The organism is Streptomyces sp. MMCC 100 (assembly GCF_041538145.2).
GTDB lineage: Bacteria > Actinomycetota > Actinomycetes > Streptomycetales > Streptomycetaceae > Streptomyces.
Map to the genome: position 1 here is coordinate 3,422,408 of NZ_JBGORK020000001.1, position 22,412 is coordinate 3,444,819.

Here is a 22,412-nt window from a genome sequence, read left to right on the forward strand (position 1 = left end):
TTCGAGAGCCTAGGACGCGACCGGCGTGGAAACGGCCGTTCGAAGGTCATCTTCAGAAAGCCTTAAAAGAGCCACCAAAGTCCGTTGAGGAAGTGCGGCCCCGCCGCCCCCGGCCCCGCCCGCCCCCTCCCGCGCCCCGGCCGGCGTCGACGCATCCGCCACCGGCTCGCCACCGCCCTGCCGTGAACGAAAGCCGCTCTGCGGTGGACGCATGCCCCTCCGCGGTGCACGCAAGTCCTTGACCAGACGGCCGCGGCACGGGTTCATGACGGAGCCGGGAGTGGCCCGGCTCACATGGCGTACCGAGGGCGGCGCCGACACCATGGTCTCGTCACCCGGCAGGCTGAAGGGATCAAGAATGTTCCGCAAGGTGCTGGTCGCCAACCGCGGGGAGATCGCGATCCGTGCGTTTCGGGCGGGCTACGAGCTCGGCGCGCGCACCGTCGCCGTCTTCCCGCACGAGGACCGCAACTCGCTGCACCGGTTGAAGGCCGACGAGGCCTACGAGATCGGGGAGCAGGGGCATCCGGTGCGCGCGTACCTCTCCGTGGAGGAGATCGTCCGCGCCGCCCGCCGTGCCGGGGCCGACGCCGTCTACCCGGGGTACGGATTCTTGTCCGAGAACCCCGAACTCGCCCGCGCCTGCGAGGAGGCCGGGATCACCTTCGTCGGACCCAGCGCCCAGATCCTCGAACTGACCGGCAACAAGGCCCGTGCCGTGGCCGCCGCCCGCGAGGCCGGCGTACCGGTGCTCGGGTCCTCCGCGCCGTCCACCGACGTCGACGAACTCGTGCGCGCCGCCGACGACGTCGGCTTCCCGGTGTTCGTCAAGGCGGTCGCGGGCGGCGGCGGACGCGGCATGCGCCGCGTCGAGGAGCCCGCCCAGCTGCGCGAGGCCATCGAGGCGGCGTCCCGCGAGGCCGCATCCGCCTTCGGCGACCCGACGGTCTTCCTGGAGAAGGCGGTCGTCGAGCCCCGCCACATCGAGGTGCAGATCCTCGCCGACGGCGAGGGGAACGTCATCCACCTCTTCGAGCGGGACTGCTCGGTGCAGCGCCGCCACCAGAAGGTGATCGAGCTGGCGCCCGCGCCCAACCTCGACCCGGCCCTGCGGACGCGGATCTGCGCCGACGCCGTGAACTTCGCCCGGCAGATCGGCTACCGCAACGCCGGCACCGTCGAGTTCCTCGTCGACCGGGACGGCAACCACGTCTTCATCGAGATGAACCCGCGCATCCAGGTCGAGCACACGGTGACCGAGGAGGTCACCGACGTCGATCTGGTCCAGTCCCAGCTGCGCATCGCCGCCGGTGAGACGCTGGCCGACCTCGGGCTCGCCCAGGAGAACATCACCCTGCGCGGTGCGGCCCTCCAGTGCCGCATCACCACCGAGGACCCGGCCAACGGTTTCCGCCCGGACACCGGCCGGATCAGCGCGTACCGCTCGCCGGGCGGCTCGGGCATCCGGCTCGACGGCGGCACCACCCACGCCGGTACGGAGATCAGCGCGCACTTCGACTCGATGCTGGTCAAGCTCTCCTGCCGGGGACGGGACTTCACCACCGCCGTGAACCGCGCCCGGCGCGCGGTCGCCGAGTTCCGCATCCGCGGCGTCGCCACCAACATCCCCTTCCTCCAGGCGGTCCTGGACGACCCCGACTTCCAGGCCGGCCGGGTCACCACCTCGTTCATCGAGCAGCGCCCGCACCTGCTCACCGCCCGGCACTCCGCCGACCGCGGCACCAAGCTGCTGACCTACCTCGCCGACGTCACGGTGAACAAGCCGCACGGCGAGCGCCCCGAGCTGATCGACCCGCTGACCAAGCTGCCGGCCGTGCCCGCCGGCGAACCCGCGGCCGGCTCCCGGCAGTTGCTGGCCGAGCTGGGCCCCGAGGGCTTCGCCCGACGGCTGCGCGAGTCCTCCACCATCGGCGTCACCGACACCACCTTCCGCGACGCCCACCAGTCCCTGCTCGCCACCCGGGTGCGCACCAAGGACATGCTCGCCGTGGCGCCCGTCGTGGCCCACACCCTGCCCCAGCTGCTGTCCCTGGAGTGCTGGGGCGGCGCCACCTACGACGTCGCCCTGCGCTTCCTCGCCGAGGACCCGTGGGAGCGGCTGGCCGCCCTGCGCGAGGCGGTGCCCAACCTCTGCCTCCAGATGCTGCTGCGCGGCCGCAACACCGTGGGCTACACCCCGTACCCGACCGAGGTGACCGACGCCTTCGTGCAGGAGGCAGCCGCCACCGGCATCGACGTCTTCCGCATCTTCGACGCCCTCAACGACGTCGAGCAGATGCGGCCCGCCATCGAGGCCGTACGGCAGACCGGCACCGCCGTCGCCGAGGTCGCGCTCTGCTACACCGCCGACCTGTCCGACCCCTCCGAGCGGCTCTACACCCTCGACTACTACCTGCGGCTCGCCGAGCAGATCGTGAACGCCGGCGCCCATGTGCTTGCGGTCAAGGACATGGCCGGCCTGCTGCGCGCCCCGGCCGCCGCGACGCTGGTCTCCGCGCTGCGCCGGGAGTTCGACCTTCCGGTGCACCTGCACACCCACGACACCACCGGCGGTCAGCTCGCCACCTACCTGGCCGCGGTCCAGGCCGGGGCGGACGCCGTCGACGGAGCGGTGGCGTCCATGGCGGGCACCACCTCGCAGCCGTCGCTGTCGGCGATCGTGGCCGCCACCGACCACACCGAGCGGCCCACCGGCCTCGACCTCCAGGCCGTCGGCGACCTGGAGCCGTACTGGGAGAGCGTCCGCAAGGTCTACGCCCCCTTCGAGGCGGGCCTCGCCTCCCCGACCGGCCGCGTCTACCACCACGAGATCCCCGGCGGCCAGCTCTCCAACCTGCGTACCCAGGCCGTCGCGCTCGGCCTCGGCGACCGCTTCGAGGACATCGAGGCCATGTACGCCGCCGCCGACCGGATGCTGGGCCGCCTGGTGAAGGTCACCCCGTCCTCCAAGGTGGTCGGCGACCTGGCCCTGCACCTCGTGGGCGCCGGTGTCTCCCCGGCGGACTTCGAGGCCGAACCGGACCGCTTCGACATCCCGGACTCCGTGGTCGGCTTCCTGCGCGGCGAGCTGGGCACCCCGCCCGGCGGCTGGCCCGAGCCGTTCCGCAGCAGGGCGCTGCGGGGCCGCGCCGAGGCGAGGCCACTCGCCGAGCTGTCCGAGGACGACCGCACCGGTCTCGACAAGGACCGCCGCGCGACGCTCAACCGGCTGCTCTTCCCGGGCCCGGCCCGCGAGTTCGACGCCCACCGCGCCTCGTTCGGCGACACCAGCGTCCTCGACAGCAAGGACTTCTTCTACGGGCTGCGCCCGGGCAAGGAGTACACGGTCGACCTCGACCCCGGCGTCCGGCTGCTCATCGAACTCCAGGCGGTCGGCGACGCCGACGAGCGCGGCATGCGCACCGTGATGTCCTCCCTGAACGGCCAGCTCCGCCCGATCCAGGTCCGCGACCGGTCGGCCGCCTCCGACGTCCCGGTGACGGAGAAGGCCGACCGGGCGAACCCCGGCCATGTCGCGGCGCCGTTCGCCGGTGTGGTCACCCTCGCCGTCGCCGAGGGCGACGAGGTGGAGGCCGGAGCCACCGTGGCCACCATCGAGGCGATGAAGATGGAGGCCTCCATCACCGCCCCGAAGTCCGGCACGGTGACCAGGCTCGCCATCAACCGCATCCAGCAGGTCGAGGGCGGCGACCTCCTCGTCCAACTCGCCTGAGCGCTACGGGTCTTCGGCCCGGGCGGTTGTGACGCGCCCCGCACCACTGCGGGGCGCGTCACGCGTACTGGGGCCCTCTACTCGGCCCCGCCGTCGCCGGTCACGGGAACTGGACGACCTTGGACGGCACGGTGTCCGTCCCCGACGTGGCCGCGCCGGTGTCGTTGATGACATGGCGGTACTGGCCCATGCCGCCGAGCGAGATCACCTGGAGGTTGCGCATCTTGACGCCCGGCTTGACCGGCACCTGGAACCCGTGGTGCTGGACGATGCTCGGGTCGGACGTGAAGTTGCAGTAACTGCCCAGCGCCACCGCTTCGTGGACGTTGACCGAGTCGGCGACCTTGTAGGCCGCGTAGCCGACGATGCCGTCGTGGGTGACGGCGGCCTCGTCGGGGGCGTCGTAGGCCTTCTCGTTCTGGAAGAAGATGGTCCGGCCGCGCTCACCGTTCCAGTAGACGTCGTACTTGTTGAAGTGCTCGACGAACAGCCCCGTCGCGAGGACGTCGTCGCCGTTGACCCGCAGGCCGTAGTCGGCGCGGTTGGTCTCCCAGCCGACGCCCTCGCCGTGGTCGGCCCGCCAGATCCAGGTGTGGTCGATGATCACGTCGTCGCTCTCCACCACGACGGAGTCGGTGGCCTTGCCCGGTCCCGCGCCGCCGACGCGGATGAACACGTCCTGCATGGTCGTCGGGTTGGCGGAGTGGTCGGCGTTCCCGCCCGGCGTGCCGATCCGCAGCAGCGTGTCGGAGTTCACCGGGCCCGCGTCGATGAGGAAGCCCGCGAGCCGCACGCCGTCGACGTCCGCCACGTGCATGGCGTCGACCCCGCCGTCCGGAATGATGGTGGCCAGACCGAGGCCCAGCACGACGGTGTCCGCCCGGTCGACCTCGATGGTCTGGTCGATGTGGTAAACACCCGGCGTGAACAGCAGGTTGAGTCCCTGGTCGAGCGCGGCGTTGATGGTCGCCGCGGTCGCGCCGGGCTTGACGACGTAGAACTGGCTGAGCGGCAGGGAGGTGCCGCCCGCGTTGGCCGGCCAGGAGACGCCACGGGCGTTGGTGCGCTTGGCGGGCACGCGCACCTTGTACTCGTTGCCGTCCAGGTAGAGGAAGGGCTTCTCGCGGGAGACCGGCGTGGTGTCGAGGGTGGTGTACGGACCGGTCTCGAAGTTGCTCGCCGGAGCCCCTTCGACGCCCGAGAACGTCATGTTCCAGACGCCGTTGGTCCAGCCGCCGACCGAGCTGTCCCGGGTGTACCACTGCTGCTGGGAGTAGGGGCCCACCGTGCCGTCGACCTTCGAGTCGGCGATGTAGCCGCCGGAGGCCCAGCCGTAGCCGTTGGGGGCGAGGTTGAGGCCGCCCTTGACGTGGATCCGGCGGAACGGGGCCGCCTGGGCGACCGCCCAGCGGTCGGTGCCGTTGGACGGCGTGATGGCGAGGTTCTCGGCCGAACGCCAGAAGTTCTGCGTGGCGTTGCCGTTGAACCAGCCCGCGTCCACGGTGACGTCACCGTTGATCTGCGTGTCGTCCGGGTTGAGACCCAGACCGGAGATCGAGGTGTAGAAGCCGATCTGCGCGTTGATCCCGTTGTACGTGCCCGGCTTCAGCAGGAACTGGTAGCGCCCGCTGCCGAACTGGTTGGACTCCTGCTGGGCGAAGACCTGGTCGAACTTCTGCTGGAGGTTCGGCGTGGAGGGGTCCACGACGATGACGTTCGGTCCCAGGTCGCCGCCGCCCTCGACCGGGGGAGTGCCGGTGGTGCCGGTGTGCACGGCGACCTCCCAGAGCGAGTAGCCGTAGCCGGTGGCGCGGGCCGTGCCGTGGATGCGGACGTAGCGGCCAGCACCGCTGACGTCGTAGGAGGCCTTGCCGCCGGTGGCGCCCGTGACGCTCTTCAGCGTCTGCCAGCTCTGCCCGTCCGAGGAGGCCTCGATCCGGAAGTCCTTGGCGTAGGCGGCCTCCCAGTTCAGGTCGACCTTGCACAGGTCCCGTACGGCGCCCAGGTCGACCCGCACCCACTGCGGGTCGGAGGCCTGGCTGGACCAGCGGGTGCCGGCGTCGCCGTCGAAGGCCGCCGCGGCGGGAGTCCCGGCGTTCTCCACGGAGGAGGCGGAGGCGGGCCTGCCCTGCGCGGCGTCGGCGGTGTCGCACGAACCGCCGGGCGTGGTGCCGCCGGTGGTGCCGAAGACCTGGAACTCCCACAGGGAGTAGCCCCACGGGGTGGCCCGGTGCACGCCCTGCATGCGGACGTAGCGGCCCTGGCCCGAGACGTCGAGCGTGTCGGTGCCGCCGTCGCCGCCGGTGACCGTCTTCGCGTCGGTCCAGGTGTTCCCGTCCTGGGAGAGCTGAATCTTGTAGTCCTTGCCGTAGGCCGCCTCCCAGTCGAGCACGACCCGGGTGACGGAGGCGGTGGCGCCGAGGTCGACCTGGAGCCACTGGTCGTCGCTCGCGGCCGACGACCACCGGGTGTTCGTGTCGCCGTCGACGGCGTTCCGTGACGGAGTTCCGGAGTTCTCGGCCGAGGACGACGTGGCCGTCCGGCCCTGGGAGAGGGGAGTGTCGGCCGCGGTGGCCGTCATCGGGGCGGGGAGGGTGACGAGCGCCGCCGTGGCGACGAGCGCGACACCCAAGGATCTGAGTCTCATGCGAGAGCTTTCTGGGGAAGCGGACAGGATCCGCCAACCGCTTGGCGCGGAGGCTTAGTTCAAGGTGTGATTTAAGTGCTGAGTCATCGATCCGGCAAGACTCCGGGCAGGAGTTGTCAGTGCCGTGCTGAAGAATGCCGTCCATCGAGATCAACACCGGCCGGACCGGGTAGGCGTTCTCGAGTCACTGACCTGGAAAGGCCACAGCCGATGCCGCTCACCGCCGCCGCCCGCCCGCAGACCACCGACTTCCGTGGGGCCCGGCGCCCCGACCGGCTCGGTGCCGCCGAGGCCGAGGTCCTGCGCATCGTCACCGACGCGCGCACCCCCGTCTTCGTCACCGTGCGGGCGGACGGGCGGCGCAGATACAGCTACTGGCGCCCCCTGGACTCCGCCACCGGCCGGGGCGGCTGCTACGTCGCGCTGCCGACCGCCGAGTGCGACACGCTGCACGCCGCGGGCCGGATAGCGCTCGGCGAGCCGCTCGCCGACCCGGACCGGATCACCTACCGGGTCAGCGCCACCCGCACCCCGGCGGCGCCGCTGCGCGCGGTGCCGGAGCGGGCCCGCGCGGCGTGAGAGCGGACCGTCTCGCATGATCATGCTAGTCGGCCGTTTCGCATGCTCGTGCGAGTCGGCCGTCTCGCATGCTGATGGGGGTCGGCCGTCTCGCATGTTCGCGGGGGTCGCCCGTTTCGCGTGATCGTGCGAGTCGGCCCCCGATCCGGGCGCGACCGCCGGTCAGTGTTCGAGCGGTGCCCGCAGCGCGGGGTCCGACGCCGCCCGCCACACCTCGGGCAGCTCCAGCTGCCGGGCGTCGGCCCCCGCCCGTTCCCGGCCGTGCAGCAGTCCCCAGGTGAACGCGGACTCGCCCGCCCCGTGGGCGGCCACCGCCAGCCTCCGCAGGGTGTCCTGGGCGACCACGGCGTCCTGGTGCTCGCCGAGCAGCTGCTGCACCGCCTTGGCACGCTTGCCGAGCCGGGCGACCGGCTTGCCGAGGGCGGGACGCGCGACCTCGGCCGCGTAGCGGAGCTTCTTGGCGGCCTTGCGCGCCTCGTGCAGCCCTGTCTCCCGCGACCGGCCGGCCGGCTGCGCCAGCGCGTGGTCCATCCGTCCGGCGAGACGGCCGTACTCCTTGAGTACCGCCCGGGCCATCGTACGGGCGGGCTTCCCCGCGGCCTTGGCGCGCAGGGGCGGTTGCCGGACCAGGGCGTCCAGCGCGTCCAGGAGGCGCAGATAGCGGGGCGAGGCCAGGGCCTCCCGCGTACGGGACCGCGCCTCGCCGCCGTGGGACACCTCCCACACGCGCAGCCGGGCGGCGACGGGACCCAGCACGAGTTCGTCCGGCAGCTCCGCCAGCGCGGCGCCGATCCGTTCGCCCAGCACCTCTTGGTCGCGCGTCACTCCCAACTCGCCCGCCAGCCACCGCAGTTCCGCGCGCACGGGATCGGTGACCCGCCGGTCGAGCACCGAGCGGTAGGAGCGCAGGCAACCGCGCAGCCGTCGGCACGTGACGCGCATCTGATGCACGGCGTCGGGCAGGTCACGGCGGACCGCCGGATCCAGCGACACCAGCTTGCCGGCCTGCTCGCTCACGTACGCGAGCACGTACGCGCCGGGAGATCCGGCCACCACCTCCGAGGGACGCGCTCGTTCCACCGCCGCCCCCGTCTCCCGCAGCGCCCGGGCGAGCTTGGACGGGCTGTCGGCGCGGACGATCCCCTTCTTCCGGAGCTTCTTCTCGACGACGTCCAGCAGCCCGGCGTGAACACCGTCGGCGAGTTCGACCTCCAGCTCGCCCCACTCCGCACGGCCACCGCCGGACGCCGCCGCGTCCGCGCGTACCTCGTCGAGGCTCAGCTCGGCGAGCACCCTGCCCTCCGCGTCGCGCAGCTGCCGCACGGTCCGGGTGGACCGGATGCGCACGACCGGACGCAGCTGAACGCCTCGCGTGCGGGACAAGGTCAGCTCGCGCAGCGACTCGGGTACGTCGTCCGACAGGGGAGCCCACACCTCCTCCCGGGTGTCCCCGGTCAGTGGCAGCTTCAGATGCCAGCCCGCGTCCGGACCGCCCGTACGGCGGCGCAACGTGGCCGAGGAAGCGGCGAGCCGCAGATCCCCGGTGTCGTGGTACACCGCGTCGAGTTCCTCGGACCCGGTCGCGGTGACCGAGGCGACGGGCCCGACGCCGGTGAGGTCGGGCAGCCCGGCGACGCCGCCGGAGGGCGGCTCGTACTTCCGCTCTGTCTCGCGCTTGGACTGGGTCATGTTGAGTCCTTCGACACGATCCGCCGGATCAAACCCCGCTCGGGAGGACCCAGGGGCGCGGATCGGTGTAGTACCCGTCGAGGATGACTTCGAAATGCAGGTGGGGGCCGGTGGACAGGCCGGTGGAGCCGACCCGCCCGATCGGGGCCCCGGCCTCCACGGTCTGTCCGACCGTCGCCCCCAGGGAGGAGAGGTGGCTGTAGGTCGTCTCCACCCGCTTGCCCTGAATGGTTCCGTGGTCGATCACGATGCGGTTGCCGTACGCGCTGGTGAGCGCGGCGAACACGACACGGCCCCGTCGCGCCGCCACGACCTGCGCGCCCTGCGGCGCGGCGAAGTCCACGCCGGTGTGCAGCTTGGTCACCCCGGTCAGCGGGTGCTCCCGCGACCCGAAGGGCGAGGTGATGGTGAGCGGGTTCACCGGCGCGGTCAGCAGGGCGCCCGCCGCCGAGCCCGCGCTGCCGGAGTCCTCCCGGTCGAGTGCCTCGTAACGGGGCAGCAGGGCCTGGACCTCGGCGAGGTACGTCTTCGCCGCCGCGGGCACGCGCCCCGCCTCGGTCACGGCGTCCGGTCCCGCGGCGTACGCGGCGAGGGTCAGTTCCACGAGGTCGCCGTTGACCCTGCCCTCGGTGCGCAGTTCGGTCACCTTCCCGGCCAGCGAGCAGTCCCGCCGGCCCAGCGCCATGATGGCGTCCGCCGGATCGCGGGGCGAGGACCGCCCGTTGCCGTCGTCGTCCTTGCCCCAGGTCCGCCACTCGTCGTCGGTGAAGGCGGCGATGCCCTTCTGTCCCGAGAGTTCGTCCGAGTCGTCGCTCCAGCCCGAGAGCTGGTCGATCTGCGCGGCGAGCACGGACGGCTCGAGGACGGTGCAGGCCGAGGCCGCCTTGCGCAGCCAGGGGATGTACGAGGGGTCGACGCCGACCGCGGCGGACGGGTCGGCGGCGGAGTCGTCGTCGGGCCACGGGTTCGGCAGTCCGCCCAGCGCCAGGAAGGCGGCCACGCCGGTGACGGTCACGAGAGCCGGCAGCAGCAACAGGGCGACAGGCCCCGGCCCACGGCGCTTTCGCTTGCGGGGCTGCTCCGGCTGTTCCGGCTGCTCCGGTTGTTCCGGCTGGTCCGACCCGGGCCGATCGGGTTTCGGCCGGGGGCCGTGCGGGTCGTCGGCCGTCTGCGCCACGGTCAGCCGCTCGTCGTTCATCTGGCCGCTCGCCGGGACGTGATGCTCACGAGGTGACGCTATCGCCGCCCTCGCGCCGACGTCAGGAGCCGCCGAGGCAGAAGGAGATGCCCGAACGGGCAGGGCGGACGGCGCCCGGCGGCCCGATCGTCACTCCTCGTCCGCCCCGGGCCGCCCGGACGAGGGCGGCACGGGGCGGACGGCAAGGACCGCGATGTCGTCCGCGGTGTCCGCCCCCAGACCGATCAACAGCTCGTCGCAGAACGTCTCCAGGGGCTCGTGGGCCAGATCGGCGGCGTACCGGCGCAACCGTTCCAGGGCGTCGTCTAGGGGCTCGTCGCGGCGCTCGACGAGGCCGTCGGTGTACAGCAGGAGCGTCGAGTGGGCAGGCAGCGCGTCACGCGCCGTGCGACGGGCCGCGTCGGGGTCCATGCCGAGCAGCATCCCGGCACCGCCGTCGAGATAGCGGGCCCGGCCGTCCCGCGTGGTGAGCAGCGGCGGCGGATGGCCGGCGGAGGAGTGCGTCAGCTCCCAGGGGCCGTGCGCGGGGCCTTTGACCAGGCCGTAGACACAGGTGGCGGTCGCCTCCCGGTGGAGACTGTGGTTCGCCAGGTCCAGCCGGCGCAGCACCTCGGCGGGCGGCTCCTCGTGGTCCACGGCGATGCCGCGGAGCATGCTGCGCAACTGGCTCATCGCGATGGCCGCGTCGAGGTCGTGCCCCGTGACGTCACCGATGATCACCGCGGTGTTCCCGCCGGGCACGACGAAACTGTCGTACCAGTCCCCGCCGACCTGCGCGGTCGTCGAGGAGGCGGCGTAGCGGGCGGCCAGCCGCAGCCCCTCGACCTCCGGCAGCACCGGCAGCAGCGAACGCTGGAGCCGTTCGGCGATGGAGCGGGTGTCCTGGTACAGGCGGGCGTTGTCCACCCCCAGCGCGAGACTGTGCACCAGGTCGTCGACCAGCGTCAGGTCCTCCTCCGTGAACGGCCGGCCGCCGGGCGAGCGGGCCAGCGTGAGGGCGCCGAAGATCCTGCGGCGGGCCCGCAGCGGAGCGACGACGGCGCTGCCCGCCCCCAGCTCCCGGAACAGGGCGACGTACGCCCGGTCCAGCGCACTCTCGGTCTGGCCCGGTTGCGGGGCGTGCGTGAGCAGGAGTGGCCCGGCGCCGCGCAGCACCCGGGCCAGCGGGCCGCGCGACTCCTCGGAGACCTCCGGGAGCGTCCCCTCGTACGCCCCAGGACGCAGGGCGCGGGGATCCCGGTGGACGACACAGGCCCGGTCCACGCGCGCGTCGGCGGTGAACAGGTCCACCACGCACCAGTCGGCCAGCCGCCGCGTCAGCAGCCGACCGGCGCGCTGCAGCCCCTCTTCCAGGTCGAGCGTGTTGTTCAGCTGCGCCCCCAACTCGGCCAGCAGGGTGAGCCGGTCGAGCGCCGACAAGCCGTCCCGGGCACCGGCCGTCCCGGCGTCGGCCTCCGGGACGGTCCGTGACCGGCCTCCGTCGGGTTCCCCGCCGGCCGCCTCCCTGATTCTGCCGGGAGTCCTCGGCCCGTCGAGGAACGTGGTCGCCCGCGGGACGAGCTGGGCGACGAACACGGTGCGGCCCTCGGCCGTCTCCTGTGTCTGGATGTACAGCCGGACCGGGACCAGCCGCCCGTCACGGTGGAGCGCCGGAAGCGGTACGGAGCGTCCCACGATGCGGGTGCGACCGGTGAGCAGCATCGAGGTGAACGCGGCAGTGTGCCGCCCGCGCAGGTGCTCGGGGATGAGGGTGGTCAGGCGGCGCCCGACGAGGTCGTCCGGTCCCCAGCCCAGCAGGTCCGCCGCCGCCCCGTTGGCCGCGACGATCCGGTTGCCCTCGTCGGCGGCGATGGTCGGCATCCTGCTGGCCCCTACCTGGCCGACGTCCCACGGCACGAGCTCGGCGGAGCTGATCTCGGGCTCGCGGGGGACCACGGTCCAGGCGGTCGGCGGGTCCCCGGTCAGCTGTGCGGTGATCTCGTCGAAGAGCCACTCCTGGAAGGCGCGGCCGCGGGGCAGGGCCGGCAGGGCGAGAAGCCGTTCCTCCCGGGCCCGCTCCTCGGCCAGGTCGAGTACGCGGCGCAGGGCTCTCACCGCGGGCACGGCGTCGGCCGGCAGCGGAAGGGTCAGGGTGCGCAGGCCGGAGTCGGGGACCGGTCCCTCCAGCGCCGCCGTCACACAGGCACTGATCACGTTGTTGACGTCGTCGGCTGCCACGAGGTCCCTGGGCGGCACCCCGAGGAGGTCTCCCGCGGACGCGGCGAGCACCAGCTCGCGCAGCACCACGTGCCGGTGCTGTCGGCACGCCGACTCCAGGGCGGTCGGCACGTCGACGAGCGTCACCGTCCGCTCGCCGGCCCGCGCCGGCCCGGCGGCCCCCCACCCGGACGACGGCGGCGGGGGACCGTCGGGCCACAGCTCGAACCACACCGTCTTGCCCGCGTCACCACTGTCCGTCCCGTACCGCGAGGCCAAGTGCTCCACCAGCGCCAGTCCCTGTCCCGTACCCGAGTACGGAGAGCAGCGCTGCGGTACGAGTCCGCGGCTCGGCCGCCGGTCCCCGACCCGTACCCGCACCCGGCCGTCGAGGCGTGCCACGCTCACCTCGACCTCGGTGCGCGCGTGCAGCACCGCGTTGGTGACCAGCTCGCTCACCAGGAGCTGGGCCGTGCCCACCAGGTCCGAGGCGGCACCGTCCAGGGCGGCACGCACGAACCGGCGGGCCGCCGCCACGCTCATGGGCCCGTCGGAAAAACGCCGTGACACCGCCGTCGGCGGATCGGAGCTACCCATGACCTCAGTGTGTGCCCGGCACGGCCCGCCCCGCAGGCACGGCGTCGCGGCGCGCCCCGCTCCCGGCGACGCTCCTGTCCGCCGGTCGGGTGAAGGCGCCCGACGGAAGGCCGGGGCGGAGGGCCGAGTCGGGGCCGGGGGAGGCCGGTTCGTGGCGGTCGGGGCGACGCCGGGTCTGGCAGACGGCCGGTTACTCCGATAGCTTGCTGGTGCGGCCCCGCGTTCTCCCCCGTACGCGGGGCCGCACCAGTCCGGCCGCGTGACGGTCGGCTCAGAGGGCCAGTGCGCCCCGCAGCCCGGGTTGCAGCCGGTCCCTGTGGGCGCGGCCACGTCGTCGCACAGCCGCCAGATCTCCTCGACCCTGAGGGTCGCCGCCGTCGCCGGGTCGGCCGTCGCCGCGTGTCTGATGTGCCGGGGGCCGTCCTCCGTCGTCGCCCGCACCACCAGGTCGGTGGTGCTCAGGCAGGCCCGGTTGAGGGCCGCCGACTGCGGGGGCAGCACGCCGATGCGGGTGGGCTGGATGCCCGCGGAGTCGACCAGGCACGGCACCTCGACGGTGCCCCGGGCGGGCAGGTTCTCGATCAGACCGTGGTTCGGCACGTTGCCGCAGACCGTGCGCGGCGTGCCGGTCACGATGCTGTGGATGGTTTGCGGCGCGTACTCCATGGTGCCCTCGACCGTGAGCGGCGCCCCGCACTCCAGCGCGTCGCGGGTGCGCTCGTACTCGGCCACGTTCTCGTCCACGATGCCCAGACAGGCGCCTCCGGGCAGCCGCAGCCGGTCGATCTCGCTGTCGTGGTGCAGGTACCAGGGGACGTACTCGCAGGAGTGCTCGCTGGTCTCCGTCGGGGCGGGGGAGGCGCGGCATGGCGGTGTGGCTCCTCAACGCGGTATGAGCAGGGCGGCGTCGGCGTCGTCGGCGCAGGCCCGCAGCGCCTTCTCGGGGGTGCTGCGCCCCAGGAACACGGCGACGACCGCCTGCCCGAGCGCCTTCGGGACCTCCGGGTACGCCGGGTGGACGGGGGCGTACCCGCGCCGTCTCCAACGCCTTCTCGATGTCCCAGCGCACGTCCTGCTCGGGCCGGGCCAGCCAGGTCAGGAAGGTACGGGCGGCCTTCGGCCGGGCCTCGCCCTTGTCGAACACCGTCCAGGTGAGATCAATCATGATGCGTCGGGCCCCGGCTGTCCGGGAACGATGGATGCGTGCCGGGTGGGAGCCGTGATCACACGGCCCTCACGGGGCTGGTAGCGTCGCGTGGTCGCGGCGGGCGGCGCGAGAGAGGTGTCGGTGCGTGGGAGAGCGGCAGGACCGTGAGTGGGTGGCGATGACGCCGGGCGACTTCGACCGGGACGCCCCACTGGTCCTCAACGTCGGCACCGGACCCGCCACCGTCCCGGCCGAGCCGGACGAGTACGGCACCGCCCCCCTGTTCGGCGAGACCGCACCCGCCCCCGGCACCCCGCGCCGCAAGGGACGGGCACGGCCCTCGCCCGCTCAGGAGCGGCTGTTCTGACCGCCCTCCTCGGGGAGAGCTGGAAGGGACGACGACGCACCCGCACTTGACCAGTAAGGGACGCAGGGCTTACCGGTCGGCGTTGCTCGAAGGTGGCATGGACCAATGAGGGCGTCAACCCCTCACGTATGCGCGGTTTCTCGGCCGGTCCGGTGCGAGATGTGGCTGGTTCGCGGCCGATCTGGACAGGTGAGCTCGGCTGACCAGCAGACCAGTCAGGGAGCACTGCATGGAGATCGCCGCCGCCTCCGGTGCGGTGCTCAAGCGGGAGCGCGTCCGCGACGCCATCCTGGAACTCGTCGAGGAACGGCGCCCGGGGGACGCGATCCCCTCGGAGCGCACCCTGTGCGCCGAACTCGGCGTCTCCCGGCCCACCTTGCGGGCCGCCGTCGACGAACTGGTGGTCGCAGGACTGCTGGTGCGCGAGCACGGCCGGGGCATGTTCGTCGCCGCCGAGAAGATCACCCAGGAACTGGTCTCCGGCCGGCAGGCCTTCAGCCTCCCGCAGGCCTCCGGTGCCTGGACCAGCAGGCTCCTGGAGGTCCGCACCCTGCCCGCGGGCGCCCGGTTGGGCCGCAAGCTGCGCATGTCACCGGCGGCGCAGATCCACTACGTGGCGCGCCTGCGCCTGGTCGACGGCTCGCCCATGGCCATCGAGTACCTGCACGTACCGGCCGACCTCGTCTCGGATCTGACCAGTGAGGAACTGGAGCAGGGCGACCTGTACGAGCACCTGGGTGAGCGGCACGACGTCCGGGTCAGCGAGGCCGTGCAGTCCATCGAACCCACCGTGGTCACCCGCGCGGAGGCCGACCTGCTCGACGTGCCCGAACTCTCCCCGGCGCTGCCCTTCGAACGCCTGACCACCGACACCCGGGGCCGACCCGTCGAGTACGTGCACTCCCTCTGCCGGAGCGACCGGTACCGCGTCGTCTCCCGGCTCACCCTGGGCCCGCGCGACCAGGCGCCACCACCCGGCGAGGGCCACCACCCGGGCATCCCGCCGAGGGACTTCACCAACAAGGACCCCGTCACGCTCTCCACGCGCGGGGTGGTGCAGGACGGAATGTAGCGGCCCCTCCGGCGCCCCTCCGGCGCCCCTCCGGCGCCCCTCCGGCGCCCCTCAGGCACCTCGATAGGCCCATTTTGGTGCGCGGAAGTGCTCGGAACGGCTTTGTATCGAGCACGTATTGACATGTCACGGCAGACCCCGCAGAGTCATGCCCCGAAAGTGTTCGACAGCCCGACGTTGCCCGACCGCGCCCCGACCGTGATGCGAACGCCACGAGGAGTGTTGCCGTCATGCCCGAAACGCCCGCTGTCTCCCGCCGCCTGCTCCTGGGCTCGGCCGCCGCCACCGGCGCGCTCGCGGCCGGGCTCGGAACCGCCGCCCCCTCCGCGTCGGCCGCGGCCGAGCAGGCGCCCCGCCGCAGGCCCGGCCAGAAGTCGATGATCGGCGTGCCCTTCGCCGCCCACAGAACCGTCCGCGTCGGGATCATCGGCCTCGGCAACCGGGGCGGGAGCATGATCACCGGCTGGGCGGCCGTGCCCGGCTGCACCGTGACCGCCGTCTGCGACATCCGCGCCGACCGGGCCAAGAGCGCCGCCGACCGCCTGGAGAGCAAGGGCAACCCGCGCCCCGCCGAGTACGGCGGCTCCGCCGACTCCTACGCCCGGATGCTCCGACGCGACGACATCGACCTCGTGTACGTCGCCACGCCCTGGGAGTTCCACTACGAGCACGGCCGGGCCGCGCTGCTCAGCGGCAGGCACGCCGTCGTGGAACTCCCCATCGCGACGGAACTGCGCCAGCTGTGGGACCTCGTCGACACCTCCGAACGCACCCGCAGGCACCTGCTCCTGTCCGAGAACTGCAACTACGGCCGCAACGAGCTGGCCATGCTGAAGGCGGCGCACGACGGCCTGTTCGGAGACATCACCAACGGCCACGGCGGCTACCTGCACGACCTGCGCGAACTCCTCTTCTCCGACACCTACTACACCGACTCCTGGCGACGCCTGTGGCACACCCGCAGCACCGCCTCCTTCTACCCCATGCACGGGCTGGCCCCGATCGCGGCGGCCATGGACGTCAACCGCGGCGACCGCATGACCACCCTGCGCGCCACCACGACGGCCCCGAAGGGGCTGGCCGACTACCGGGCCCGTTTCGTCCCGCGGGACCACCCCTCCTGGAAGGAGACCTACATCAACGGCGACCTGGTCACCTGCATGATCGAAACGGCGAAGGGCAGGACGATCCGGGCGGAGCACGACGTGAGTTCGCCCCGGCCCTACAGCCGGATCAACACCCTCGCCGGCAGCCGCGGCATCGTCGAGGACTACGCGGGACCCGCCCCGACCGGCGCCCGCATCTACGTCGAACCGGACCACAGCGGCCACACCTGGCGCGACTTCGAGGGCTACCGCAAGGAGTACGACCACTGGCTGTGGCAGAAGGTCGGCGACGACGCCGCGAACAACGGCGGCCACGGCGGCATGGACTACGTCCTGCAGTGGCGCACGGTCCAGCTGATGCGCGCGGGCCTGGTGCCGGACATCGACGTCTACGACTCGGCCGCCTGGTGCGCGCCCGTTCCGCTGAGCGTCACGTCGCTGGCCAGGGGCGGCCGCCCCGTCGAGATACCGGACTTCACCCGGGGCGCCTGGCGGGAGCGCAGGGCCGGTCTCGACTCGAAGCCCACCGACATGCCGCCCGTCGGCTGAGCACGGCACCCGGGCCGCCACGCGGTCCGGGACGCCCTACCGCGTCAGGACCTCTCGAGGGCCCATGACGACGACCGGCTCCTTGTCCGGGTCCAGGGCGGTCAGCAACGCGCGCATGTGCTCCTGGCTCAGGGACACGCAGGCGTTGGTCGGCCCGTCGTGGTCCACGTGGATCCAGACCCCGCCGCCCTTGTCCTCGCCGAGGGGGCGGGTCTTGTCCAGCGGCGTGGTGCCGGGCACCCGGTTGTAGTCGATGGCGATCACGTAGTCGAACGACCCCTCCAGGGGCTCGCCCAGATAGCCGGTACCCGACACGGAGAAGTCCGGATCCTCGTCGTAGGGGAGCAGGGTGCCCGGGTCGGGCAGCCGGCCCCCCGCGTCACTGAGCCCGAAGACACCGATGGGCGTGTGCAGGTCGCCCGCCTCGTGGTCGTCGGTCCAGCCGCGCAGGCCGTTGTGGGCGGGCCACGGACCGGCGACCGCGCGCCAGCCCTCGGCCGGGTACTGCTCGTAGAGCACCACCTGGGCCTGCGACGAGCTCTCGGTCTCACCCGTGACCACCAGGGCCTGCCGGGTCCCGGCCGGGAGACGGTCGCGCAGGACCGGCCCGACCCCGGGCAGCGGACGGGGGAAGGAACGCGGGGGAGCGGGGCGCGGGGCCGGGGGCGGGGTCGCGGAACTCCCGGCTGCGTGCGCGTCCTGCGAGGAGGCGCCCGCGTGCTCCCGGGCGCAGCCGGTGGCCAGCACGCCGGTGCACATGACAGCGCCGATCACCAGGGCCAGCGCTTTCCTGACGGTCATATCGATCTCCGACTCCGTGTGTGGACTCTTCATAGCTAGACCACTTCCGGAACCGGGTCGTGCGGCCGCCTCGCCGTGTCCCCCGGATGGCGCAGCGAGGGCCCGCGAGGCGGTGACCGAGGGCCCCGGTCGGCAACAAGGTTCCCGCTCACACCCCTTACTCACTGGTGAGGCTCGGACATGCCGTGTAGCGTCAGCAGCAGATGTCGTGGTTCGCCCAGACCGCCCGCGCCGGAGTGCGGGCGGTTTGCTGTGCAATGCCGGAGGACCAGGACGACCACCTCCGGGTTCGCGCGGTGCGGATCCGATAACGGCTGAAAGGCAAAAAGGCATGGCCAGCGGAACTGTCAAGTGGTTCAACTCTGAAAAGGGCTTCGGCTTCATCGCGCAGGACGGCGGCGGCCCCGACGTCTTCGCGCACTACTCCAACATCAACGCTCAGGGCTACCGCGAGCTGCAGGAAGGCCAGGCCGTGACCTTCGACATCACCCAGGGCCAGAAGGGCCCGCAGGCGGAGAACATCACCCCCGCCTGACCGGGAGATCGCCCAGCAGGGCGGGGTCCCCGGGAAACGCAGGTTTCCCGGGGCCCCGCCCTGTGGCACGCCCGCCGCCCCGCGGGGCGCGCGGGCGTCAGGAGAGGCGGCGGAAGAAGTCGAGCAGGGCCGCCGTCAGCTCGGCGGGCGCGTCCTCCTGCACCAGATGGCCCGCGTGGGCGATCGGCTCCCACCGGGCGCCGGGGACGAGACCGGCGAGTTCGCGTCCCTTGGCCACGGGAATCCAGGCGTCGTCCTCACCCCAGCAGACCAGCGTGGGGACGTCGATACCGGCGTACCGGTCCTGTACCTCGTCGGTGTACCGCTGGTCCGCCTGGGCGATCTGCCGGTAGAAGGCCGGCTGCCCCGACTCGCCGAGCCATGGCTCGACCAGCCGGTCCAGGACCGCCGGGTGCAGCCCCGGGCCACCGGTGGAACCGACGTACTCGCGCACCAGCGCGCGGTGCAGCGCCTCGGGCAGCTGCCCGAAGACCTCGGCGTGGTCGCGGACCAGCCGGAAGAACGGCGATCCCCAGGGCGCCAGCGCGACCGGGTCGACCAGGGCGAGTGCCCCGTACCGGGCGCCGTGCAGCAGATGCGCCCGCAGCGCGACGGCACCGCCGAAGTCGTGGGCGGCCACGAAGGGCCGCTCCAGCCCCCAGTGGTCCAGCAGCTCCGCGAAGACCCGGCTCTGCGCGGCCAGCGACACGTCCTGACCGGCGGCCTTCTCCGACAGCCCGTAGCCGGGCATGTCCCAGACGAACACCTGGTGGTCGCGTGCCAGTGAGCGGGCCACCGCGCGCCAGACGTACGAGGAGAAGGGCGTGCCGTGCAGCAGGACCAGCGGACGCCCGCCCGGGGCGCCCAGCCGGTTCCAGCGGACGGTGCCCGAACCGCTGGGGAACGACTCGGGCAACGGCCATGTGGACATGGTGCGGTTTCCTTTCCGTACGGCGCGGGTCACAACGTCACGGCTTGCGGGCGAGTCCACCGTGTTCGCCGATGGGCTTCGGGTCGTCGGCGCCCGCCTCCGGACGCCACAGGGTCACCGGGACCACGCCGGGCTCCACCAGTTCCAGACCGTCGAAGAACGCCGTGATCTGGTCGACGGTGCGCAGGATGTACGGTGCGGCACCGCTCTCGTTGTAGGCGTCCTGGGCCCGCTCGAACTCCGGGTCGATCCCTCGCGAACCGTCGTTGATCGAGAGGTAGCTGCCGGACGGCAGGGCGCCGACGAGCCGGGTGACGACGGAGCGCGCCCGGTCGTAGTCGGGGATGTGGCCCAGGATGTTGCTGAGGATCAGGGCGACGGGCCTGTCGAAGTCCAGCGTCTCGGCGGCGGCCGCCAGCACGGCGTCGGGGTCGTGCACGTCGGAGTCGATGTAGGCGGTCGCGCCCTCGGGGGTGGAGTAGAGCAGCGCACGGGCGTGGGCGAGGACCATCGGGTCGTTGTCGACGTAGACGATCCGCGTCTCGGGCGCGATGCGCTGGGCGACCTCGTGGGTGTTGTCGGCGGTCGGCAGACCGGTGCCGATGTCGAGGAACTGCCGGATGCCCGCCTCGGCGACCAGGTGGGTGATGTTGCGGCGCAGGAACGCGCGGCTGCTGCGGGCGATGGTGACGATGCCGGGGAAGACGGCGGTGTACGCGTCGCCGGCCTGCTCGTCGACCGGGTAGTTGTCCTTCCCGCCCAGCCAGTAGTTCCAGATCCGGGCCGAGTGCGGCACGGACGTGTCGATCTTCTGCTGCGTCGCGTTGCCGGGGGTCGTCGAGGGGTCGCTCATGGGTGCGGTCCGTCTTTCAGCCGAGGCGTGGGTGCTTGACCACAACCTACGTCGCAACGGCCCCTTGCTGTAGACCGGTTCACCGACGCTGCACACCGGTTCACCGACGGGCCCGGCGTCGCTCCCATGCGGTCCCGGATCTTGGGCGTGCACGGCCGGACACCGACGGCCCCGGCGTACGGGAGACGGGCCGGCCGGAGCGAGGTCCGTCGACCTCCTCGGGTCCCCGCACGCCGCCCGGCGCCGCACGGAGGCCGGGCCGCATGGCTAACCGGCGCCCACCGCACCTCGTGCGGATGCCGTGCGGAGCACGTCGAAGCACTCGGTGAGCAGTGGTCGCAGCAGTCGCTCCTGCCCCCCGTCGATCCAGCGCCTGAAGGCGACCTTGAGCACGGCGATCGCCGCCTCGGCGGTCAGCCGCGCCGTCAGTTCGTCCACGCCGCGGTCGCGCAGCGCGTCGGCGAGCGCGTCCGAGAGGGACGCGAGCTTGATCAGTTCCCGCTCCCGCAGCTCCGCGTTCGCGTCGATGACGCTCTGCCGCCGGCCGACCAGGTCGCCGCGCTCCTCGAAGACGCCCGCCGCGGCGTCGAGGGCGGCGGCCACCGCCTCCATCGGCGTCGCCGTCGTGGGCGCCGCCGCGACGGCGCCCACGCACAGCTCCGCCAGCCTGCCGGAGCCCGCGAAGAGAACCTCCCGCTTGTCGGCGAAGTGCCGGAAGAACGTCCGCTCCGTCAGCCCCGCACGCTTGGTGATCTCGGCCACCGGGGTCTGTTCGTAGCCGCGCTCCGCGTACAGCTCCAGCGCCGCCTGCTCCAGGCGGCCGCGCGCGTTCGGCTCCCATCGACCCATGGCGCGGAGTCTACGCGAGGGCAGGCACTGTCATGCGGGTCGCGGTGCCCCGGGACGCAGGCCGTCCAGGGCGAGGACGGGAAGGCGTTCGGCCTGCTCGCGCCGGTCGGCGCGGGCCGAGGGCGGCCCGGGAGGACGGCGAACACGTCCGTCGACCTGATGCCGGACCCGGTCCCGCCGCCCAGGACTACGTCCTGGCTTTCGCCCGGGCCCGCGAGACCGGTTCCGGGGTGCCGCGGCGCCGGTAACCAGACAGGCCCGGACCAGGTATCCGACCGGTGCGCTCCAGACGTGCACCAGCCGGGTGAACGGCCAGGCCGCGAAGAGCAGGCAGGCGCTCAGCGCGTGCAGCCGGAAGAGCAGCGGGGCGTCGGCGATCGCCTCCGGCCGGGGCCCGAGCACGAACAGGGCGCGGAACCACACCGACACCGTGCCCCGGTGGTCGTACCCGCCGCCGAAGACGTTGTGCGCGGCAGCAAGGTCAGGGACAGCAGCGGGAACAGCACCTTGTCGCTGGGGTCGGTGCCCAGCCGGATCCGTCTGGACAGCAGCCGCCGGGCGCACAGCATGCCGAGCCCCGCGACCATGGCCACGCCCGCCACCGAACCGGCCCACACCGCACCCGCGTGGCAGAGGTGTTCGTCGACGCCCACGGCCTCTGGCTCCCGCCCGAGCGGCGCGGCCTCGCCATCGGCGTCTTCGGCATGGGCATGGGCGGCACCGCGATCAGCGCCCTGACGACGGTGAGACTCGTGGACGCACACGGCTTGTCCGCACCGTTCCTGATCACCGCGGCGGTGCTGGCGGTCTGCGCGGTCGCGGCGGCGCTGCTGCTGAGGGACGCCCCCGGACACACCGCGCCCACCGTGCCGCTCGCCCGCAGGCTGGCCGACCCTGCGCCTCGGCACCACGTGGCAGGCGTCCGCGCTGTACGCGGTGGCCTTCGGCGGCTACGTCGCCTTCTCCGTCTACCTGCCCACCTACCTGAAGACCGGCTACGGGCTCACCCGGGCCGACGCGGCGAACCGCATGGCCGGGTTCGTGCTGCTCGCCGTGGCGATGCGCCCGGTCGGCGGCTGGCTCTCCGACCGGATCGGCCCGGTGCGGGTGGTGACCGGCACGCTGGTGGTGGTGCTGGCCGCGGCGCTCGTCCAGTCCTCGACGCCCGCACTGACGCCGGTCGGCACCGCCGCGTTCCTGTCCCTGGCCGCCGCACTCGGCGCGGGCAGCGGCGCGGTGTTCGCCCTGGTGGCCCTGCTGCCGGCCCCGGCGAACAAGCTCGGGTCGGTCACCGGTGTCGTGGGCGCCGCCGGCGGCCTGGGCGGCTTCGTGCCACCCCTGGTCATGGGCTCCCGCTACGGCACGTACGGGTCGTACGCGCTCGGCCTGGTCCTCTTCGGCGCCGTGGCGGCGGCGGCACTGGCCTACGCCGCCACCCGCCTCGGCCGGACGGCCGCGGAGCAGCCGTCCGAACGCCTCCGCCGCCCCCGCCGACTGAGCCGCCGGGCCTTCGGGCCCGGCGTCCCCCGGCTCCCACCCTCTGCGAGACAATCAGGAGGCCGC

The 22,412-nt window shown here is 72.8% G+C and carries 14 protein-coding genes and 4 pseudogenes; 7 read left to right on the plus strand and 11 right to left on the minus strand.

The genetic code is table 11. The annotated features are described in order from the left end of the window. The first annotated feature begins 358 nt into the window (after positions 1-358). Positions 359-3,733: a pyruvate carboxylase gene (locus ABS735_RS15975; protein WP_373906203.1), complete on the plus strand. Its 3,375-nt coding sequence runs from the start codon at positions 359-361 to the stop codon at positions 3,731-3,733. 100 nt (positions 3,734-3,833) lie between these two features. Here the strand turns inward: ABS735_RS15975 and ABS735_RS15980 are convergent, their stop codons facing one another. Further along, complete coding sequence (locus tag ABS735_RS15980; RefSeq protein WP_373905507.1) at positions 3,834-6,380, minus strand: discoidin domain-containing protein; 2,547 nt, start codon at positions 6,378-6,380, stop codon at positions 3,834-3,836. 210 nt (positions 6,381-6,590) lie between these two features. Here ABS735_RS15980 and ABS735_RS15985 point away from each other — a divergent pair, with 210 nt between their 5' ends. After that, positions 6,591-6,959, plus strand: a complete 369-nt coding sequence (locus ABS735_RS15985) for a hypothetical protein (RefSeq protein WP_373905506.1) — start codon at positions 6,591-6,593, stop codon at positions 6,957-6,959. A gap of 162 nt (positions 6,960-7,121) precedes the next feature. Here the strand turns inward: ABS735_RS15985 and ABS735_RS15990 are convergent, their stop codons facing one another. The 5 genes and pseudogenes from ABS735_RS15990 to ABS735_RS16010 form a co-directional block, all read right to left on the minus strand. Beyond that, on the minus strand, positions 7,122-8,648 hold the full coding sequence (locus tag ABS735_RS15990; RefSeq protein WP_373905505.1) for a CYTH and CHAD domain-containing protein: 1,527 nt from the start codon (positions 8,646-8,648) through the stop codon (positions 7,122-7,124). A gap of 28 nt (positions 8,649-8,676) precedes the next feature. Then, on the minus strand, positions 8,677-9,846 hold the full coding sequence (locus tag ABS735_RS15995; protein WP_373905504.1) for a M23 family metallopeptidase: 1,170 nt from the start codon (positions 9,844-9,846) through the stop codon (positions 8,677-8,679). Positions 9,847-9,975: 129 nt separating this feature from the next. Continuing rightward, positions 9,976-12,585, minus strand: coding sequence for a SpoIIE family protein phosphatase (locus tag ABS735_RS16000; protein ID WP_373906202.1), 2,610 nt, complete (start codon positions 12,583-12,585; stop codon positions 9,976-9,978). A 489-nt stretch (positions 12,586-13,074) separates the two neighbouring features. Further along, positions 13,075-13,443, minus strand: a pseudogene (locus ABS735_RS16005) (family 4 glycosyl hydrolase); the annotation flags it as partial. Positions 13,444-13,521: 78 nt separating this feature from the next. Next, a pseudogene (locus ABS735_RS16010) lies at positions 13,522-13,792 on the minus strand (ABC transporter substrate-binding protein); the annotation flags it as partial. A gap of 139 nt (positions 13,793-13,931) precedes the next feature. On the opposite strand from ABS735_RS16010, the gene ABS735_RS16015 reads away from it, so the two are divergent. The 3 genes from ABS735_RS16015 to ABS735_RS16025 all read left to right on the plus strand — a co-directional run bounded on the left by ABS735_RS16015 (position 13,932) and on the right by ABS735_RS16025 (position 16,880). After that, positions 13,932-14,153: a hypothetical protein gene (locus tag ABS735_RS16015; protein WP_373905503.1), complete on the plus strand. Its 222-nt coding sequence runs from the start codon at positions 13,932-13,934 to the stop codon at positions 14,151-14,153. Positions 14,154-14,382: 229 nt separating this feature from the next. Further along, positions 14,383-15,225 carry a GntR family transcriptional regulator gene (locus tag ABS735_RS16020; RefSeq protein ID WP_373905502.1) on the plus strand — a complete coding sequence of 281 codons (843 nt, stop codon included), beginning with the start codon at positions 14,383-14,385 and terminating at the stop codon, positions 15,223-15,225. Between the two features lie 230 nt (positions 15,226-15,455). Continuing rightward, a complete protein-coding gene (locus ABS735_RS16025) occupies positions 15,456-16,880 on the plus strand; it encodes a Gfo/Idh/MocA family protein (protein ID WP_373905501.1) in 1,425 nt (474 codons plus the stop codon). Positions 16,881-16,916: 36 nt separating this feature from the next. Here ABS735_RS16025 and ABS735_RS16030 read toward each other — a convergent pair whose 3' ends face one another. Then, positions 16,917-17,681: a hypothetical protein gene (locus ABS735_RS16030; protein WP_373905500.1), complete on the minus strand. Its 765-nt coding sequence runs from the start codon at positions 17,679-17,681 to the stop codon at positions 16,917-16,919. Between the two features lie 331 nt (positions 17,682-18,012). On the opposite strand from ABS735_RS16030, the gene ABS735_RS16035 reads away from it, so the two are divergent. Further along, positions 18,013-18,216 (plus strand): cold-shock protein, encoded by a 204-nt coding sequence (locus tag ABS735_RS16035; RefSeq protein ID WP_003978336.1) that lies wholly within the window; start codon positions 18,013-18,015, stop codon positions 18,214-18,216. A gap of 97 nt (positions 18,217-18,313) precedes the next feature. Here ABS735_RS16035 and ABS735_RS16040 read toward each other — a convergent pair whose 3' ends face one another. From ABS735_RS16040 to ABS735_RS16055, 4 genes and pseudogenes are all read right to left on the minus strand, one after another. After that, a complete protein-coding gene (locus ABS735_RS16040) occupies positions 18,314-19,147 on the minus strand; it encodes an alpha/beta fold hydrolase (RefSeq protein ID WP_373905499.1) in 834 nt (277 codons plus the stop codon). 37 nt (positions 19,148-19,184) lie between these two features. Further along, positions 19,185-20,000, minus strand: a complete 816-nt coding sequence (locus tag ABS735_RS16045; RefSeq protein ID WP_373905498.1) for an SAM-dependent methyltransferase — start codon at positions 19,998-20,000, stop codon at positions 19,185-19,187. Between the two features lie 267 nt (positions 20,001-20,267). Then, positions 20,268-20,849: a TetR/AcrR family transcriptional regulator gene (locus tag ABS735_RS16050; protein ID WP_373905497.1), complete on the minus strand. Its 582-nt coding sequence runs from the start codon at positions 20,847-20,849 to the stop codon at positions 20,268-20,270. Positions 20,850-21,017: 168 nt separating this feature from the next. Further along, positions 21,018-21,508: pseudogene (locus ABS735_RS16055) on the minus strand (respiratory nitrate reductase subunit gamma); the annotation flags it as partial. Here ABS735_RS16055 and ABS735_RS16060 point away from each other — a divergent pair. Next, a pseudogene (locus ABS735_RS16060) lies at positions 21,509-22,313 on the plus strand (MFS transporter); the annotation flags it as partial. Positions 22,314-22,412: the final 99 nt, after the last annotated feature.

Coding starts and splice junctions, on each gene's coding strand:
- ABS735_RS15995 (WP_373905504.1), bottom strand. CDS start 9,846: ATGAACGACGAGCGGCTGACCGTGGCGCAGACGGCCGACGACCCGCAC.
- ABS735_RS16050 (WP_373905497.1), bottom strand. CDS start 20,849: ATGGGTCGATGGGAGCCGAACGCGCGCGGCCGCCTGGAGCAGGCGGCG.
- ABS735_RS15990 (WP_373905505.1), bottom strand. CDS start 8,648: ATGACCCAGTCCAAGCGCGAGACAGAGCGGAAGTACGAGCCGCCCTCC.
- ABS735_RS16025 (WP_373905501.1), top strand. CDS start 15,456: ATGCCCGAAACGCCCGCTGTCTCCCGCCGCCTGCTCCTGGGCTCGGCC.
- ABS735_RS15980 (WP_373905507.1), bottom strand. CDS start 6,380: ATGAGACTCAGATCCTTGGGTGTCGCGCTCGTCGCCACGGCGGCGCTC.
- ABS735_RS16040 (WP_373905499.1), bottom strand. CDS start 19,147: ATGTCCACATGGCCGTTGCCCGAGTCGTTCCCCAGCGGTTCGGGCACC.
- ABS735_RS16045 (WP_373905498.1), bottom strand. CDS start 20,000: ATGAGCGACCCCTCGACGACCCCCGGCAACGCGACGCAGCAGAAGATC.
- ABS735_RS16000 (WP_373906202.1), bottom strand. CDS start 12,585: ATGAGCGTGGCGGCGGCCCGCCGGTTCGTGCGTGCCGCCCTGGACGGT.
- ABS735_RS15975 (WP_373906203.1), top strand. CDS start 359: ATGTTCCGCAAGGTGCTGGTCGCCAACCGCGGGGAGATCGCGATCCGT.
- ABS735_RS16030 (WP_373905500.1), bottom strand. CDS start 17,681: ATGACCGTCAGGAAAGCGCTGGCCCTGGTGATCGGCGCTGTCATGTGC.
- ABS735_RS16035 (WP_003978336.1), top strand. CDS start 18,013: ATGGCCAGCGGAACTGTCAAGTGGTTCAACTCTGAAAAGGGCTTCGGC.
- ABS735_RS16020 (WP_373905502.1), top strand. CDS start 14,383: ATGGAGATCGCCGCCGCCTCCGGTGCGGTGCTCAAGCGGGAGCGCGTC.
- ABS735_RS15985 (WP_373905506.1), top strand. CDS start 6,591: ATGCCGCTCACCGCCGCCGCCCGCCCGCAGACCACCGACTTCCGTGGG.